We start from the raw sequence: 15,997 nt of genomic DNA, 5'->3' as shown, positions 1-15,997 counted from the left end.
GCTCAGGCAAGAAATAGAGACTGTAATTAAAAGGTTGAATACAATTCACCTTAAGCGTAAATTAATTGTGCTAATCAATACGTTCACATGGTGTTTTCGATGAAACATAAATACCCGCCGCTTCATCTACTGAGTATTTTTGAAGCAGCGGCACGTCACCAAAACTTTAAAGCGGCCAGTAATGAGCTATGCATTACGCCCTCTGCGGTAAGTCATCAAATAAAAGCGCTTGAGCAGCAATTAGGGTTTAGTTTATTTCAACGCAAAAGCCGTGGTGTTGAACTAAACGCTGCAGGAGAAATGTACTTAAATTACGTGCAACAAGGGCTTGATTGCTTTGAACTTGGTACGCGTAAAACCCGCAACCGGTTTTCATCGCAAGCATTAAAAATCTCGTGTTTTACAACCCTAGCAAGTAGCATCATTATTCCAAAATTAGGCGCATTTCAAGCAAAACACCCAGACATTGAACTTAGAATAGAAACCGGTAACCACGTCGCTGATTTACGCTACGACGATATTGACTTAGCAATTCGCATTGGCCAAGGTAATTGGCCCAATACCACACACCAAAAACTACTTGACCTATCAGTATCTGCGGTTTGCTCGGCGCCATTTTTTGCTCAACATAAAATCAATAAATTAGCGCATGTTAACCAGTTGCCGTTAATTGATTTAGCCTACATGGACGATGTATGGCAGCAATGGTCTCGCGCCGTGGGCATTACTTTATCCAACACAAAACGCGTGCTTACCTTTAATGATTACGACTCTTCAATTAATGCGGCAACTCAGGGATTAGGTATGGCGTTGGCCATTTTCCCACTTGAAAATCAACGACTGGAAAACAAATCATTGATTGCACCGTTTAATGAATTTGTTCCTTTTGAACGTGGTCTTTACGCCGTGTACCGAGAAGAAGACGAAGGTCGTCACGATATTCAGTGCTTTATAAATTGGCTAACTACATCACCTGAGCTCTACGCCGAAAATAGATGAATGATATTCACCTATAGAGTGAATATTATCCTTTTGTCATGACCATTTTTTGGCTCTAAAGTAGCAATTACGCAAACAGCTATACACAGAGCCATTACCATGTTTCAGATATTTCTAATTTTCTATCGTTTACTTGCTACATTGGTCGTTTTAACGCCATTAATGATCAACTTAACCATTAAAGGTGATGTGATTGCATCACTTGTCTATGCCCCCTCTTTAACGATAGTTGCACTGGTTTTAGCGATTTACTTTGATAGTAAAGTAGTCGACTTTTACGCCGCGCGACGCAAACAATCGCTATTAAAAAAAACAACACTTAAATTCACACATGCTCCATTACTCTCACGTTTTAAAAGCAAACAATGTTGTTTGAAACATTAAGTCCTTAGCTCGAAATCACAAATTACTCTCTAGCAGCACTTTTTACATATTACTGCATTAAACTTGATGCAGTAGACTCGCTTTTGACGCACAAATTTGCCTTTTGCTAAGAAAAACGATCAAGCTAGCGCTATAAAACAACATAGCTCATAGGTGCCTGTGGGCATTACACCTTAACCCGAGTGCAGGTTAAGCCTTTGCGTTTGCAGCTACAACTTGTTATAAGGTTGAAAAACAATAAAAAGATAATGGATTATGTCTAAGGCTTGGCTCGCTTTTTTTATTCTAAGTTACAGCGTATTTTGTACCTTTACTCATGCGTTACCAACGCAAAAGCCCGAACAGGTATGTACAACGTGCCACCAAAGCCAAGTTGCAGATTGGCAGACTTCACACCACTTTCATGCCATGGAAGTCGCCAGCGACTCGTCAATTTTAGGTAACTTTGACAACGCAAGCTTAGCGTATCAAAACCAAACAGCACGCTTTTTTAAAAAAGACAGTGGTTTTTATATTGAAATGCCAAACCTTACTGGCGAATTAACAACTTACGCGGTGACATATACCTTTGGCTATCACCCTTTGCAACAATATATGTTTGATTTTGGTAACGGTCATTACCAGTTTTTTCCATTTGCATGGGACAGCCGAAGTAAACAGCAAGGGGGTCAACGCTGGTTCGTGCTTCATCCTGAGCAAACTGAAACAGACGCCTTTCACTGGAGCCAAAAAGGGCAAAATTGGAACCATATGTGCGCCGATTGTCACTCCACTGACTTTCAAAAGAACTTCGATTTTAAAAGTAACACCTTTAACTCAACGTTTTCCGCTATTAATGTTAGCTGCAACGCATGTCACGGCGACAGTGAACAACACTTAAAGTGGGCGAGTGGTAATAACAAAATTAAAAACAAAGGCTTTACCCATGCTATTGGGCAAAAAACCCCGCTATTTCAAAGCCAGGCTGATGGCACGATGAAAAGCGTGTCGCCTTTAAAAGAATCCAAACAAGTTACTATGTGTGCCACCTGCCACGGCCGACGTTCAAATTTGGCTGACCGCCAAGGACCCCATGACTTTTTCAATGCATTTCAACCTGCATTATTAACCCCAGAACTCTACCAAGTAGATGGTCAAGTATGGGATGAAAATTATGTTTGGGGCTCATTTGTGCAAAGTAAAATGTACCAAGCAGGTGTCACCTGCACTAACTGCCATAACCCGCACAGTGGTAAGTTAAAACTGCAAGGTAATTTAACCTGCACCCAATGCCATGCAAGCACCACTTTTGATACACCAAAACATCATGGCCACACAACAAATGAAGTTGGCAGCCAATGTGTTGATTGCCATATGCCCACCACGACCTATATGCAAGTTGATGCCCGTCGCGACCACAGTTTTAAAGTGCCAAGACCCGATTTAACGATTAAAACGGGTGTCAGTAATGCGTGTAACCAATGTCACCAAGATCAAACGGCAAGCTGGGCGGTTTCGCAAATTAAAACGTGGCACCCAAATAGTAAACATATTGGCAAAGCACACTTTGCCACCAGCTTTCACCGCGCCGACGAGCGTGCGCCAAACGCAGCTGAATTGCTAACCCGTATAGCGCAAGATAAACAGTACTCGACCATTGTTAGTGCTTCAGCACTTGCACGTATGCGCAATACCCCCGGCAATAACGCGTTAGTTGCGATTGCGCGGGCGGTAAAAGACCCATCGCCACTCAAACACATCGCCGCAATTAATGCTGCTACGCCCTATCCAGTGACCGACCGCTGGCGTCTTTTTAATGTTTTATTAGATTCGACTCACCACAGTGTGCGTATTGAGGCTGCTCGCTCACTAGCCGGCATGTTGAACGCGCCCTTTCCAAATGAGCTGTCAAAGCAAGATAAGACACGTTTAAACGCCGCACTAAACGATTACATAAAAAGCCAAGAATTTAACGCAGAACGTGGATTTTCACACACTAACCTAGCCTTGTTAGCGCTTGAGATGGCCGAGCCTAAAGCCGCAGAAATGCACTATTTCGATGCGATAAAAGTTGAGCCTATTTTTATGCCAGCGTATGTTAACCTTGCGGATTTATATCGCCAGCAAGGTGATGAATCAAAAGCGCAAAATATTCTTAAGCAGGCACTTAGTGTCAATCATGAGGCAAGCGATGTGTACTACGCATTAGCAATGAGCCAAATACGCAGTAATGAAAAACAAAATGCACTTAAAAGCCTAGAAAATGCCACTCTGTTTGCCCCTGAAAATGCAAGTTACTTATACACTTACGCGTTATTGCTACAAGACCAAAAGAATATTCACCAAGCAATTCGTTATTTTGAAAAGGCCTATGCGATTACCCCGACAAATCCGGATATTAGTTATAGCCTGACGCAAAGTTACATTGCATTAAACCAGTTTAAGCAAGCGTTATTTTATGCCGAAAACCTTGCACGTTTACTGCCGAACGACCGGCAAATAGCGCAAATGGTTAATCAGCTAAGAATGATGCAAGGGGTTAACTAACTTTTGAGCTCAAGCAAAGGCTAATGGAAGAGTACCGTTTAAGAGGCTAGAGAAAAATTGCTCAAACTGAATTGAAACGCTATAAAAAAACGGCAAGCTGTTACGCCTGCCGTTTTTTATGAATATTGTGAAACGCGATTATGCTTTTTTAACGAACTTCGCGGTTACCATCATTTCGCCAACACCATCAACTTTACAGTCAAGCTCGTGATCCTTTTTATCGAACACGCGACGAACTTGTGCTTTGGTGCCAATTTTAATCACTTGCGAACTGCCTTTGATTTTTAGGTCTTTAATTACGGTAACTTTATCACCTTCAACCAATAATGCGCCGTTCGCATCTTTTACCTCGATAAGGTCCTCTTTTGCTTGCTCCTCAGGGTTCCACTCAAACGCGCACTCTGGACAAACAAGATTATCTTGATCTTGATATACATATTCTGATTTACAACTAGGACATGGAGGTAACGACATAACAACTCACTACTGCGAAAAAATTTGCGATATTTTAATTGATTTAACCCTATTAAGCGAGGGGCTTTTAATTAACATTTAAGTTTTTTTTAGCTAATACCAATCCAATTTAGAATAATAATTCTCATTTAAAAAATTAGTTAAATAATTATGTGGAAATAACTTGATCAAACACATAAAAAATACGCTTTTCACAATCAAAGTTTTATAAATGCACTGATTTTTTGATTTAGTGCAGTTTTAGCGCTTGCCAACAAACATAAAATATCGTCATTAAATCAATTTGTTGGAACACCCGTCGTGACCAAATTAGCAAGCGCTTCACAGCAAATTCATTTTGCTGAAGACGAACTTATCATTAGCAAAACCGATATACGTGGAAATATTACTTACGCCAATCGCACCTTTATGCGGGTAAGTAACTTTCCTGAATCAAAACTCATTGGCCAACCACATAACATTATTCGTCACCCAGATATGCCAAGAGGTGTGTATTACGGCATGTGGAAAACCCTAAAAGCCAAGCAAGAATTCTTTGGTTTTGTTAAAAACCTCACCGCCGATGGCGATTATTATTGGGTATTTGCAAATGTCACACCTGATCTGGTTAACGGCGAAATACAAGGCTTCTTTTCTGTAAGGCGTTCTCCGCCTGACGCCGCAATAAAAACAATTAGCGAGGTGTATCAAAAAATGCAGCAAGTAGAAGCACAACACGGCAAACGTGATGGGGCAAACGGCGCATGGTGTTGGTTAAATGATTATTTGCAAACCCAGCACAACACCAGTTATGAAGCCTTTGTATTAGATCTTTACGCCGCAGAATAAGGAGATTTTTATGCCAAATCATACAAGCAATGTAAGCAAAAACATCCCTTTTTTGAGCCAAAAACTGTTTATTGCCTGCGTAACCTTTGTCGCCTTAAATTTACTGGTTGCCATTAATAGCATAGTCACCAGTGGCATCAGCTTAATTAATATTTTGTCGCCGCTACTGGCCATGGTGTTTGCCTTTTTTGCTTACCAAGACCAAAAACGCCCACTTAACGCGTTAAAAGCAATACATCTTACTCTCACTGAAGCAATTGCAGGCAAAACACATGTGCGAGTAACTCGCACCAAAGGGCTTGGTGAAATTGGTCAAGTTGCATGGCAGCTAAATGATTTTCTCGATATCGTAGAGACCAATTTTAAAGAGTTTTCGAACAGTTTTTCGCGCGCCGGAAAACGCGAATTTCATCGCAAGGGATTAGTGCAGGGCTTGCCCGGAGAATTCGCTTACATCATGAATAATGTTAATGTGGCGATTGAAGCAATGGAACAAGCCGATAACTTTGCAAGACAAAATCGCCTGCTAAGCGAAATGCACCACCTTAACACCAGCAATTTACTTGATAACTTAAAAGACACGCAACACCAAATGGCGGCATTATCAACCGATATGGACGATGTTGCGGCGATGGCTATCGAAAGTAAGCAAGGCGCTGATTTTAGCCATAAAACCGTGGCAGAATTAAAGCATGCCATAGAGCAAGTTAACGAGCGCATGCATACGGTAGAAGAAACCGCCAATGTATTAGCGAACGACAGTAGCCGTATCGAGCAAACAATACGATTAATTAGCGATATTTCTGAACAAACCAACTTATTGGCGTTAAACGCAGCAATTGAAGCCGCACGTGCTGGTGAATCAGGCCGCGGATTTGCTGTAGTTGCCGATGAAGTGCGTCATTTAGCGGTAAAAACACGTGAATCAACCGACGAAATTACTGCAATTATTTCAGGGCTAACGTCACGCGTAGAAAGCATGGTGCAGCAAACCTATGAAGTGAGCAACAGCGCGAAACAAATTGGCGATGAAATGACGACCTTCTCGGCCGAATTTGACACTATAGCCACATCGGCCGAGCGCACTATCAATGTTGTGGGCCAAACCAAAGATCGTGCATTCGCCTCACTGGTTAAAATTGATCACATCATCTACATGCAAAATGGCTACATTGGCGCTGAAAAAGGCGGGCTTGGTGCAGAATCTGATGCCGTGCAAGAATCTCACACTGAGTGCCGTCTTGGTCAGTGGTATCATCACGGGGAAGGCAACGCTGTATTCTCGCGTCTAGCTTCATTTAAAGCGCTTGATAAACACCATAAAACGGTGCATCAGCATGTACGCCAAGCGATAGAATTGGTGCAGCAAGACTGGCTTAGAGACGATGGTATTTTTGACGGCATCATACATCATTTCGAGCAAGCGGAAGTGGCAAGTGGCAATGTGGTACATTGCTTAAATGAACTGGTGTTACAAAAACACGCACAATAATCAAAGCCAACGACGCGTTTTTAAAGGCCGTGTGGCTTATTGCTATAACGCCGCATCATATTGATGTAACATACAAAAACTTCACTTAGGTGAGGTTTTTGTATTACAAACAATGCTGAATAAGGACAATCATGCGTTTTTTCTTTCTCGTTACATCACTGTTACTCGCTGCAAGCCCTCTTTATGCAAACCCATTTTTAGGCAAATGGCATGTTACTAAAGTTGAAACACCAAACACTTACTTTGGTGAAATTAAATACCCTAAACACTTTGAGTTAACTCAGCAAAACGGACAACTTAGCGGGCTGTATCACGACCAATATGGCTATGAGTGCAACTTTTCCTTAATCGAATTAATCAATGCTGGTAATGAGCTGTTATTAATCGGTTGTGGTGTAACTAAACATGCCAACTCTTGGATGCCAGTGCACAAGGTAAAGCTCATCAATGATCGGCTGGTCGGTAAAGTGATCACGCATTCAACCCAGTTCACTTGGTATGCAGAGGCCGTAAAACCCAACTCACAATAAACCACAAACTTCACCATAAGGACGTGTTTATGAAAAAATGGAAAGTGCTGTTTTTTACAACCTTGTTCGTGCTATTTACAAGCAACCTGTTTTGGCTCTATGTGGTGATTGATCAAGGTGTAAGCTACACCTATTTAAGTCAATCATATCAAGATGCAAACCACACTATTGACCACTTAAGCACTTTAATCGTGAAAGGCAGCGCGCAATACAGTAAAAGCGATATACTTCATTTGCTCAGGCAAGCTGAGTCCAATATGTTGATTAGCGAAAGTGACAATACCATCACTACTGAGTTTGCGACATTTACGTTTAACAACAACCAACTGGTCGCCATCAAACAATCCCAATTTTAATCAGTCTGTTGGCAATCATAGCGTTAGATATATTAAGCATTGCCAAAAAATACTTTTTAACGCGTTGTTCTAAAATAATAAATATTATTCCCATTAACTGGGTATGTAATTCGCCAGAATCATCAACTCTCAAACTGAGTTTGTCTTAGCAAAATACAAGATAAATTAAAAAGGCCAGATTACTCTGGCCTTTTATTCGTTTGCTATTGGGCATAGCAATTAACTCAGCGATGAAACCACTGATAAGTACTGTTCTGTTACTTGTTAAGCTGCTCTTTTGCGGCTTCAACCTTAGAAAAATCAAGGCCTAGTTCTGCGACCGCTTCTTTAATAAGTGCAGGGTTTTGCATCACCTGCCCCATCACTAGTTGCAGTTTATCTTGCGGTAAGCCTAGTTGACTAATGGTTAGCATTGCAGCCATTGGGTTTTCAGTAAGCACCTGAAAAATTTCATTAATACGCTCATCGCTAATGTTGTTTTCTTTTAACAGTGCAATAATTGGATTCATTCTACTACCTTGAATAACATTATTTGTGTTGCAGTGTAGCAGGTGATTAACATGCTGTTAATCACCAAGCTAAAAATCTAATAGACTCTGCGCTGTTGTTCTAATGTAGTTTCATTTTTGGCCTGACGCTACGCATTAGCTTTTCACACAGCCAAAGCGCCATGGTTTTTAAAGGTCCGTGAATGGCATTTTGATGCATGCGATACAAAGACACGTACATTAAGCGTGCTAATTTGCCCTCAATAAACATACTGTTATTGGTTAAATTACCCATTAAACTGCCTACCGCACTAAAGCGCGATAAATTCACTAGCGAACCATGATCCTTGTACTTAAACGGTGTTTTGGCTTTGCCGTTAAGCTCTGCAAGAATATTAACCGCCAAATTACTTGCCATTTGATGCGCTGCTTGTGCACGCGGCGGCACAAAACTACCATCAGATTGCTCACATGCCGACGCATCCCCAAGTACATAAACATGCTCTACTCCTTTGGCTTGCAAATACGGATCAACCAGCACTTGGTTGCTCCGGTTAAACTCTAGTCCGTCGATGCTTTTTATAAAATCAGCCACTTTTACACCCGCTGCCCACAGCATTAGATCAGCCGCAATCTCCTCGCCCTCCGCGGTGACAAAACCATGCTGATTGGCTTCGCTAATACGTGTGTTTTCAAGCACCTGAATGCCTAAATTGAGTAATTCACGTCTCGCTGCATCACTGATGCGTTTTGGCAGCGCGGGTAAAATAGTTGGCCCAGCTTCGATTAGATGAATGCGTAACTGCGTACTTTTAAATTCGCTTAAGCCATAGTGCTTTAACAAACCAGAAACATGAATAAGTTCAGCGCTCAACTCAACTCCAGTTGCGCCACCACCGACAATAGCAATTGAAAGTGAGTTTGACTGGGAGCTTTGTTCACCACTTGAGTTTTGATGAACACGCGTAAAGCTATTTAGCAGCGCATGCTGAAAACGTTCTGCTTGCTGTTGAGAGTCCAAAAAGTAGCAATGTTCGGCAACACCTGGGGTATTAAAATCGTTACTAATGCTACCAATTGCAATAATGAGTTTATCGTAATGAAGGGTACGTTCAGGCAATAATACTTTGCCGTTATCATCATTGTGTTGTTTTAAACTGATAGTTTGGTCGTTGGTATCGAGTTTTATAAACTCGCCCAAAATGAATTGAAAACCATGAGTTGCTGCGTGAGCTGAATACGACACGCCATCTAAACTGGTGTCGAGCGAGCCTGTTGCTACTTCGTGTAGCAAGGGTTTCCATATGTGTGTGCGGTTTTTATCAATTAACGTAATGTTTGCGCGTTGTGACTTTCCTAATTTTTGTCCTAACTTACTTGCAAGCTCAAGACCGCCTGCGCCACCGCCAATAATAACGATATTAGGATGTGTGTTAATCATAATTGTGCCCTTTAAAAGTTATAAAGAGCTGAATACATAGATTTTTATCGTGGTTATTAGGTTGGCTATCAGAGCCGCATAATCAATAAAAATGGGTATCATCAGGCATTCAGGTCATTATAACCTGACACAATATCTTTATGTTACGCCGCAACGTACCTAAGTGAAAGCCATAAAGTATTGCAAAATATGTCGTACGCGTGACAGCGTATTCAGTTAATATTCATGGCGTATTTTCTATGTTTGAAACAATTACCCAAAACTGTGAAAGATTATGACCTTATCAACACTTTATAAAACAGCGAGTCTCGCCGTTATTTATGTATCACTTAGCGCTTGCGCAGCTATTTCACCAGAAAAATGTAAAACCGCTGATTGGTATAACCTCGGGTACAGTGATGGTCAGAGCGGCTATAAGCGCAGTCGGGTCAATGAATATCGCCAAGCCTGCGCGGAAGTAAACATAGATGTAAATACCAAAAAATGGCAACAAGGGTACGAACAAGGCAACCAAGTGTACTGCACGTCAGAAAACGGTTATCGCATTGGTCGCGCCGGACAAACATACAACGGAGTGTGTTTAAACGAGTCGTTCGTTAAAAACTACAACAAAGGTAAACGACAATATGATATCGACGAGGAAATCAAACAGCTAGAAGACCGCTTATACCGCCTCAAAGAGCAATATCGCAATGAAACAAACGATGATATTAAGCGCGAAATTCGCCATGATATTCGTGATTTAGAACGCGAAATTGATCGTTTGCGCATTCCACAAGTCATTTACCAAGTCGTATTTTAGTTACGATGAAGCAAGTGCTAACTGCTTTTTAACACCTAGCATCACACCACCAAATGCCACGCTAAAAATGCCTGCCAGCATTGCCAACGACGATAGCGTGGCGTTAGCGATGCCCGGACTTGCCAAAATGGCTAATGTGTTAATAAATACCAACATCAACGCTGAGAGCAAATAGCCTTGATAGCCAATTACACCGGCAAATATCAAAAACAAAAAGGTAAAACCAAGCGCTGGCGTAAACGCCGCAGCAGCAATCACCCCAACTACCAAAGAAAGCGCTATTACCAACCCGATTACGATTTTATACATCTTTGCCTCCGTGCATATTTTTTTAACCAAGTAATTTTTCAAATCGAATTTTATGATCTTGAAAACTTGGCGCTTTTTCAAGATCAATTATTGCATAGTTGTTTTTGACAAGCATTGCCAACATCGCACGAAAACGATTCATGGTTTTTACCTGAACAGCAGTAAACCCATGTTGTTGTAGCCAACTCTCTTGCTGCAATAGCATTTTTTGTGCAAGACCTTGACCGCGATGATTTGGCACCACAGCACCTAACCAGCTGTAAAACGTTGTATCGTTTAATGCATAACCGAGTTTATAACCTATCGGTTCGCCATCGTGATAGGCGATAAGCAATAAATGGCGTTTATCAGCAAGGCGTAATTTAATATCGGCGAGTTTTTTTGGCGATGAAAATTCAGGAATCGCCTGCTCGATTTGCACCATTTGCTCAAGTTGCCCAATTTCAATTGTATACATAGTTCTTGCTTATTTGGCTTTAAACTGCCGCCAGTATAGAGAATTTAAAAATCTGAATCGATCTTCCTTCACGCTTTTTTCACATCTGGCACGTTAGTGTAACGACAAACAACGCAACAGGAACTAAAACTATGATTAAAAAATTAGTCATTACAATAGCTGTCATTGCCGCGATTGGTATTGCTTCACTTTACGGCACCAAAACTTGGCTTAAAAGCTTACTGCCGGATAAAGCCCACTTTACGGCGCTAAAAAATACGCAAGTCACTGATTTACCTTATATCACCGAAAACCCAGCGCCCTATCGCGGAAAAATCCTCGCAGTTGTCACCAGCACTGACAAAATGGGGCAAAATAAACCAACTGGCTACGAGCATACCGAGCTTGCCAGAGCCTATTGGGTGTTTACTGCCAACGGTTTTGAGGTAGATATTGCAAGCCCTAAAGGTGGTAAGCCGCCAGTGGTTATTGATGGTGAGGATATGGGGGCTTACGATTACGCATTTTTAAACGATAAAACCATTCAAGCACAGGTAGCAAATACCTTGTTACTATCACAAGTTGACCCAAATGATTATCAAGCGGTTTATTTTGTTGGTGGTAAAGGCACTATGTTTGATTTTCCCAATAACAGCGATGTGAAACGGATCACCAAAGCCTTGTATCAAAACAACAAGGTTGTAAGTGCTGTATGTCACGGCCCTGCGGCACTGGTAAATGTTACCTTGGACGATGGCTCGCATTTACTTGAAGGCAAAACGGTATCGGGCTTTACCAATGAAGAAGAGTTATTTTTAATTCCCGATGCAAAAACCCTCTTTCCGTTTTTGCTCGAAGATAAGCTGATTGCACGTGGCGCAACATTTCAGCCAGGCCCGCAATATCTAGAGCAAGTGGTGCAAGATGGCAAACTTATAACGGGGCAGAATCCATGGTCAGTGTGGACCTTGGCTGAGCGCGTAGTTGCTGAATTAGGCTATACACCCAAACCAAGAGTGCTCACTGGTGAGGAGCACTCCGTTAGGCTGTTAAAAACCTATCAACAAAATGGCTTAGCCGCAGCGAAAGCAGATATCGCAAATAACCCAAAAGCACACCAACAAATATTAGTTGTAATGCATGCAATATTGGCGTTTATGCAGCTAGATATAGGTAAAGGATTTGATTTATTGAGCCTCGCCAAAGCAATTAAAGCGCAACATGCTTAAATTGCTTAGTAACGTAACCCTTCACTAAAAGTGGGGTTACGTTATGTCCGATACTACTCTATCACGCCCAAGTTCTTTGGCGTCGTAAAGCAAATCGTCAACACGTTTAAACATCATTTCAATTGCTTCACCGCGTTGGTATTGGGTAACACCAATACTCGATGTGATTGTAATGCTGTTTTCATCACTCATTTTTATCGGCTCTGCTTTTAGCGCCAATGCAATTTGCTCAGCACATCTAATTGCTTGTGTGGTTTGTGTATTCGGTAAAATTGCCACAAACTCTTCGCCGCCATAACGTGCAACAATATCATTACGTGTTAATTTGCTTTTAATAATGTACGACGCCACCTTTAACACATTATCGCCTGCAAGATGCCCATAAGTATCGTTAATTCGTTTAAAGCGATCGAGGTCAAACATCACCACACTAAAGCCAATATTTTGCTGTTTAAGTTGTTCAATACGACGCAACATGACACGCCGATTAATCAGTTTTGTTAGCGGATCAACCGTTGATTCACGATACAAATTCATCAACATTGAAAGCTGTGCAATTTGCAGCCACAGGCTAATACCGGCAAACAAACCAAATAGCCAAACGCCATTAAACAAATGCCAATAATCACCGTTAAAAAAGTGCGCTTGTACGAGCATAAATGGAATAAAAATCAGGCTAATTAAAATCACACCACCGCGAATAGTCAGTGGAAATAACCCGATCATCGCCAATGTTAAATACGGCATCATGGTAAAAATTAACGGCACACTATCAAGGCTGTTAAACGTCAGCATAATGTACAAATAAAACAACGACGGACACAAAAACGACAGTGCAATCACATGTTTTATTAAACTCACCGAAGACGACCGTTTTACGCGATAAGCCATAATAAACAGTGCCACCGAGAGCGAAATACGCGCGACAAGTAAGGTTTGTGCATGTGCTTGCGGGAGTGTTAGAAAATCAAAAAAGCCAAATAAGGGCACCGAAAATGCGAAAAACAAACACATAATCCATAAACGTCTACGAATATAATCCGACCGTTTATGCGTAAAATCAGTTGAATGGGAATGCGATGAAATAAGCTCGACGAGAGGATTGTTTTCTAAACGAAGGTAGGTTTTGAGTTGTAGCGATTTAAACTTAGATAAGGGCTCTTTTTTGTCACTATACGGCTCGCTTAGTGCGGTTGGCTTCATACTTAGTCTCACTTACGTCTATTACAACGCCAAATAATGTTGACGCAATAATCATCAATTCGAAGCAAGTTTAACCGTTGAGCACATTTACGTGATTATTCTAGATCAATAAAAACACAGTAAACATAGTACCGAAATTAAACACTTAGCCTTTAATTTAATACACCCCTAGGGGTAAACGAATGCAAGAATTTGCTAAGTATAAAATGCACTTTAACGCAAGCTTACAATCTCTTACAAAAGCGATAAAATTGAGCGGTAGCAGTACGTTGCAATATCTGGTACAACTATAAATTGTTAAAGCTAGCTAATTACACAGGGATTGCTGCCATTTACACAGTGTAAAAAGCACAACGGCATTTGAATCATTGTTTGTAACGCAATACTTGCAAGGAGCGCGAATGAAATACCTGTTAACCTTACTTTTAAGCATATCCGTTTCCGCTCAAGCAATAATCATTAGGCACGATGTTGCTGATGCACAATACAAAGTACCAAGCACTGAGTTACCTCAATTAGCAACATTTTATTTTGACGGCGCACACGGCACGCTTATAGCGCCAACTTGGGTATTAACAGCAGCCCATGCGACATTTTGCGTAAAGCCTAACTCCTCAATACGCCTTAACGCAAAACACCACACGGTTAAGCGTGTTTATGTTCATAAAGATTACACTCCTGGGCGAAGCCACGATATTGCCTTAATTGAATTACAGCAACCTGTTTTAGGCGTAACGCCTTTCTCACTCAACACAAAATCTGATGAGTTAAACAAAAACCTGTGGTTTATTGGTATCGGCGGCACAGGAAATGGGCTAACGGGTCAAACAGTTGATAATTTTGAAAACAAAGGCCAAATGCGCAAAGCACAAAACACAGTGACATTGGCACAAGGTCCGCTGTTAAAGTTCACCTTCGATAAAGGCGATAACGCGCTGGCCCTTGAGGGCGTATCCGGTGGTGGTGACAGCGGCGGCCCCGCATACACATTTCAAAATGATACAGGCGTTATTTATGGTATTAGTTCACGCGTCGAGGGCGGTAATATTGGCAAATACGGTGTTAGCGAGGTTTACAGCCGAACATCATTTTTTGCGCCTTGGATAAACAATATTATAAATGGCAAGAACATAGACGCGCTTTCAGACGCCAAGTTGAAGCAGTTGCCTGCAGGGTTAACAGAAGACATTTTGCCACGTGTCTGTAACGACATTCGTATTAAATAAAACAATTCTAGTACGGCACATATAAATGTGCCGTATCACCTTACATTTCAAACAAAAGAGGGATCTTATGAAACGAAATTACATCTTAGCACTAGCGTTATTGACGACTACTCACACTAGCTTGGCCTTTGATTTAACCGCCAAATGCTTAGAAGTGAAAGAAATCTTCAACAAGCAACCTCACACTGCAACAACGTGGCAAAACTACTCAGCTGGCGCTGCAACTCCCTTTAAGCAAATAAACGCAAACGGTTTTGGCGCGCCCGTTGTGCTTAAAAATGATAAACAAGTTACCGTTGACCTATTGGGCCTGCATCCATTGTTAGTGTTCAACTACGCTGAGGAAGAAAAAGCAAACACGTGGCAAAAAGTCGACCTATACGCTCACAAAACCTACCAACAACATACCGACGTTACTAAACAGACAAATATAGTGACTGTGTTAAAAGAATCGCTCGATTTGTCACCAGAAAGCATTAAATGCAACTATGACACTAGCTCTCCAAAGGACCTACGTAAAAACTTAAATGAACAAGTTTCATGGTCAACATTACTGACAATTAAGTCGTTTATGATGCCAGAAGATGTGATTGGTGCGATAAAAATTAAAAATCGAAATGCAGTGATTATTCGCAGTAAATCGGGGTTTGAATATTACGAATCAAACGACGAGAAAGCCATTAAAATTACGGTGAACAGCCAAGACAAAAGCGATCTCGACCGCTTTATTGCCACAGTTGAAAGTAACCCACCGTTCACAACACCAACAGAAATTACAGCAAAGCTCATTAGCGGTATTCACAATAATAATATTGCAGACTGGCAAAGTGCACTTACCTTAATGAAACGTGAAAAATACACAGTACCCGCGATGGAACCCGTACACATACGCATTGTAACTATCCAACATCAGCTTTGATATTCGTGTATTTTTTATCAGCCCAAAGCAAAAGGAGTCATTAGATGTTCGAGTATTTAGTTGGATTAGAAGTAACTAACAACCAAATGTATACGCAGTATCGAAATGCGATGACGCCCATACTTAAGCAGTATGGCGGCGGGTTTGGTTACGACTTTGTGGTATCTGAGGTTTTAAAGTCCGCAGTAGATGTGCCGATTAATCGCGTGTTTACCATTTTTTTTCCAACAAAACAAAGCGCTGATAGGTTCTTCTCGGACGACTCGTACTTAGCGGTAAAAGCCGAATATTTTGATTCTTCTGTTGCGCATGCCACGATTATTGCCGGTTATGAAAAGGCGTAAGAATAGCCGCT

The 15,997-nt window shown here is 41.3% G+C and carries 18 protein-coding genes; 12 read left to right on the top strand and 6 right to left on the bottom strand.

Features of this window, described 5'->3' with window-relative positions:
• Positions 1–99 precede the first annotated feature (99 nt).
• From AC2IOM_RS20505 to AC2IOM_RS20495, 3 genes are all read left to right on the top strand, one after another.
• Positions 100–999, top strand: coding sequence for a LysR substrate-binding domain-containing protein (locus tag AC2IOM_RS20505; protein ID WP_486359993.1), 900 nt, complete (start codon positions 100–102; stop codon positions 997–999).
• A gap of 99 nt (positions 1,000–1,098) precedes the next feature.
• The gene (locus AC2IOM_RS20500; protein ID WP_010559524.1) at positions 1,099–1,383 is read left to right on the top strand and encodes a hypothetical protein; all 285 of its coding nucleotides are present in this window, start codon (positions 1,099–1,101) and stop codon (positions 1,381–1,383) included.
• 255 nt (positions 1,384–1,638) lie between these two features.
• The gene (locus AC2IOM_RS20495; protein WP_486359992.1) at positions 1,639–3,909 is read left to right on the top strand and encodes a tetratricopeptide repeat protein; all 2,271 of its coding nucleotides are present in this window, start codon (positions 1,639–1,641) and stop codon (positions 3,907–3,909) included.
• 138 nt (positions 3,910–4,047) lie between these two features.
• On the opposite strand, the gene AC2IOM_RS20490 is transcribed toward AC2IOM_RS20495, so the two are convergent.
• Positions 4,048–4,383 carry a zinc ribbon domain-containing protein YjdM gene (locus tag AC2IOM_RS20490; RefSeq protein WP_010559526.1) on the bottom strand — a complete coding sequence of 112 codons (336 nt, stop codon included), beginning with the start codon at positions 4,381–4,383 and terminating at the stop codon, positions 4,048–4,050.
• Positions 4,384–4,683: 300 nt separating this feature from the next.
• On the opposite strand from AC2IOM_RS20490, the gene AC2IOM_RS20485 reads away from it, so the two are divergent.
• The 4 genes from AC2IOM_RS20485 (at position 4,684) to AC2IOM_RS20470 (ending at position 7,589) form a co-directional block, all read left to right on the top strand.
• Positions 4,684–5,211 (top strand): PAS domain-containing protein, encoded by a 528-nt coding sequence (locus tag AC2IOM_RS20485; RefSeq protein WP_486359991.1) that lies wholly within the window; start codon positions 4,684–4,686, stop codon positions 5,209–5,211.
• A gap of 10 nt (positions 5,212–5,221) precedes the next feature.
• A complete protein-coding gene (locus AC2IOM_RS20480; RefSeq protein WP_486359990.1) occupies positions 5,222–6,703 on the top strand; it encodes a methyl-accepting chemotaxis protein in 1,482 nt (493 codons plus the stop codon).
• A gap of 131 nt (positions 6,704–6,834) precedes the next feature.
• Positions 6,835–7,233: a hypothetical protein gene (locus AC2IOM_RS20475; protein WP_486359989.1), complete on the top strand. Its 399-nt coding sequence runs from the start codon at positions 6,835–6,837 to the stop codon at positions 7,231–7,233.
• A gap of 29 nt (positions 7,234–7,262) precedes the next feature.
• Positions 7,263–7,589 (top strand): Imm58 family immunity protein, encoded by a 327-nt coding sequence (locus AC2IOM_RS20470; RefSeq protein ID WP_486359988.1) that lies wholly within the window; start codon positions 7,263–7,265, stop codon positions 7,587–7,589.
• Between the two features lie 257 nt (positions 7,590–7,846).
• Here AC2IOM_RS20470 and AC2IOM_RS20465 read toward each other — a convergent pair whose 3' ends face one another.
• Positions 7,847–8,098: a DUF2999 family protein gene (locus tag AC2IOM_RS20465; protein WP_054979264.1), complete on the bottom strand. Its 252-nt coding sequence runs from the start codon at positions 8,096–8,098 to the stop codon at positions 7,847–7,849.
• A 100-nt stretch (positions 8,099–8,198) separates the two neighbouring features.
• The gene (locus AC2IOM_RS20460) at positions 8,199–9,518 is read right to left on the bottom strand and encodes an NAD(P)/FAD-dependent oxidoreductase (RefSeq protein WP_486359987.1); all 1,320 of its coding nucleotides are present in this window, start codon (positions 9,516–9,518) and stop codon (positions 8,199–8,201) included.
• Positions 9,519–9,792: 274 nt separating this feature from the next.
• On the opposite strand from AC2IOM_RS20460, the gene AC2IOM_RS20455 reads away from it, so the two are divergent.
• A complete protein-coding gene (locus AC2IOM_RS20455; RefSeq protein WP_486359986.1) occupies positions 9,793–10,320 on the top strand; it encodes a DUF2799 domain-containing protein in 528 nt (175 codons plus the stop codon).
• Here AC2IOM_RS20455 and AC2IOM_RS20450 read toward each other — a convergent pair whose 3' ends face one another.
• On the bottom strand, positions 10,321–10,629 hold the full coding sequence (locus AC2IOM_RS20450; protein ID WP_336436659.1) for a DUF6419 family natural product biosynthesis protein: 309 nt from the start codon (positions 10,627–10,629) through the stop codon (positions 10,321–10,323).
• A gap of 22 nt (positions 10,630–10,651) precedes the next feature.
• Positions 10,652–11,086 (bottom strand): GNAT family N-acetyltransferase, encoded by a 435-nt coding sequence (locus tag AC2IOM_RS20445; protein ID WP_010559535.1) that lies wholly within the window; start codon positions 11,084–11,086, stop codon positions 10,652–10,654.
• Positions 11,087–11,217: 131 nt separating this feature from the next.
• Between AC2IOM_RS20445 and AC2IOM_RS20440 the strand changes: the two genes are divergently transcribed.
• Positions 11,218–12,294 carry a type 1 glutamine amidotransferase domain-containing protein gene (locus AC2IOM_RS20440; protein ID WP_486359985.1) on the top strand — a complete coding sequence of 359 codons (1,077 nt, stop codon included), beginning with the start codon at positions 11,218–11,220 and terminating at the stop codon, positions 12,292–12,294.
• Positions 12,295–12,330: 36 nt separating this feature from the next.
• Here AC2IOM_RS20440 and AC2IOM_RS20435 read toward each other — a convergent pair whose 3' ends face one another.
• Entirely contained in the window at positions 12,331–13,497 is a 1,167-nt protein-coding gene (locus AC2IOM_RS20435) for a GGDEF domain-containing protein (RefSeq protein WP_486359984.1), read from the bottom strand.
• Positions 13,498–13,898: 401 nt separating this feature from the next.
• On the opposite strand from AC2IOM_RS20435, the gene AC2IOM_RS20430 reads away from it, so the two are divergent.
• From AC2IOM_RS20430 to AC2IOM_RS20420, 3 genes are all read left to right on the top strand, one after another.
• On the top strand, positions 13,899–14,723 hold the full coding sequence (locus AC2IOM_RS20430; protein ID WP_486359983.1) for a trypsin-like serine protease: 825 nt from the start codon (positions 13,899–13,901) through the stop codon (positions 14,721–14,723).
• Positions 14,724–14,790: 67 nt separating this feature from the next.
• A complete protein-coding gene (locus tag AC2IOM_RS20425; RefSeq protein WP_486359982.1) occupies positions 14,791–15,642 on the top strand; it encodes a hypothetical protein in 852 nt (283 codons plus the stop codon).
• Positions 15,643–15,686: 44 nt separating this feature from the next.
• A complete protein-coding gene (locus AC2IOM_RS20420; protein ID WP_486359981.1) occupies positions 15,687–15,986 on the top strand; it encodes a DUF1330 domain-containing protein in 300 nt (99 codons plus the stop codon).
• The last annotated feature ends 11 nt before the right edge of the window (positions 15,987–15,997 follow it).

Source organism: Pseudoalteromonas sp. NS-SX12, from assembly GCF_057367955.1.
This window is presented reverse-complemented; position numbering and strand designations above follow the sequence as displayed.

Bases quoted from the DNA above. Each gene is read 5' to 3' on its own strand.
- AC2IOM_RS20435 (WP_486359984.1), bottom strand. From the start codon at position 13,497: ATGAAGCCAACCGCACTAAGCGAGCCGTATAGTGACAAAAAAGAGCCC.
- AC2IOM_RS20425 (WP_486359982.1), top strand. From the start codon at position 14,791: ATGAAACGAAATTACATCTTAGCACTAGCGTTATTGACGACTACTCAC.
- AC2IOM_RS20470 (WP_486359988.1), top strand. From the start codon at position 7,263: ATGAAAAAATGGAAAGTGCTGTTTTTTACAACCTTGTTCGTGCTATTT.
- AC2IOM_RS20465 (WP_054979264.1), bottom strand. From the start codon at position 8,098: ATGAATCCAATTATTGCACTGTTAAAAGAAAACAACATTAGCGATGAG.
- AC2IOM_RS20455 (WP_486359986.1), top strand. From the start codon at position 9,793: ATGACCTTATCAACACTTTATAAAACAGCGAGTCTCGCCGTTATTTAT.
- AC2IOM_RS20445 (WP_010559535.1), bottom strand. From the start codon at position 11,086: ATGTATACAATTGAAATTGGGCAACTTGAGCAAATGGTGCAAATCGAG.
- AC2IOM_RS20475 (WP_486359989.1), top strand. From the start codon at position 6,835: ATGCGTTTTTTCTTTCTCGTTACATCACTGTTACTCGCTGCAAGCCCT.
- AC2IOM_RS20500 (WP_010559524.1), top strand. From the start codon at position 1,099: ATGTTTCAGATATTTCTAATTTTCTATCGTTTACTTGCTACATTGGTC.
- AC2IOM_RS20420 (WP_486359981.1), top strand. From the start codon at position 15,687: ATGTTCGAGTATTTAGTTGGATTAGAAGTAACTAACAACCAAATGTAT.
- AC2IOM_RS20495 (WP_486359992.1), top strand. From the start codon at position 1,639: ATGTCTAAGGCTTGGCTCGCTTTTTTTATTCTAAGTTACAGCGTATTT.
- AC2IOM_RS20460 (WP_486359987.1), bottom strand. From the start codon at position 9,518: ATGATTAACACACATCCTAATATCGTTATTATTGGCGGTGGCGCAGGC.
- AC2IOM_RS20440 (WP_486359985.1), top strand. From the start codon at position 11,218: ATGATTAAAAAATTAGTCATTACAATAGCTGTCATTGCCGCGATTGGT.
- AC2IOM_RS20430 (WP_486359983.1), top strand. From the start codon at position 13,899: ATGAAATACCTGTTAACCTTACTTTTAAGCATATCCGTTTCCGCTCAA.
- AC2IOM_RS20505 (WP_486359993.1), top strand. From the start codon at position 100: ATGAAACATAAATACCCGCCGCTTCATCTACTGAGTATTTTTGAAGCA.
- AC2IOM_RS20480 (WP_486359990.1), top strand. From the start codon at position 5,222: ATGCCAAATCATACAAGCAATGTAAGCAAAAACATCCCTTTTTTGAGC.
- AC2IOM_RS20450 (WP_336436659.1), bottom strand. From the start codon at position 10,629: ATGTATAAAATCGTAATCGGGTTGGTAATAGCGCTTTCTTTGGTAGTT.
- AC2IOM_RS20490 (WP_010559526.1), bottom strand. From the start codon at position 4,383: ATGTCGTTACCTCCATGTCCTAGTTGTAAATCAGAATATGTATATCAA.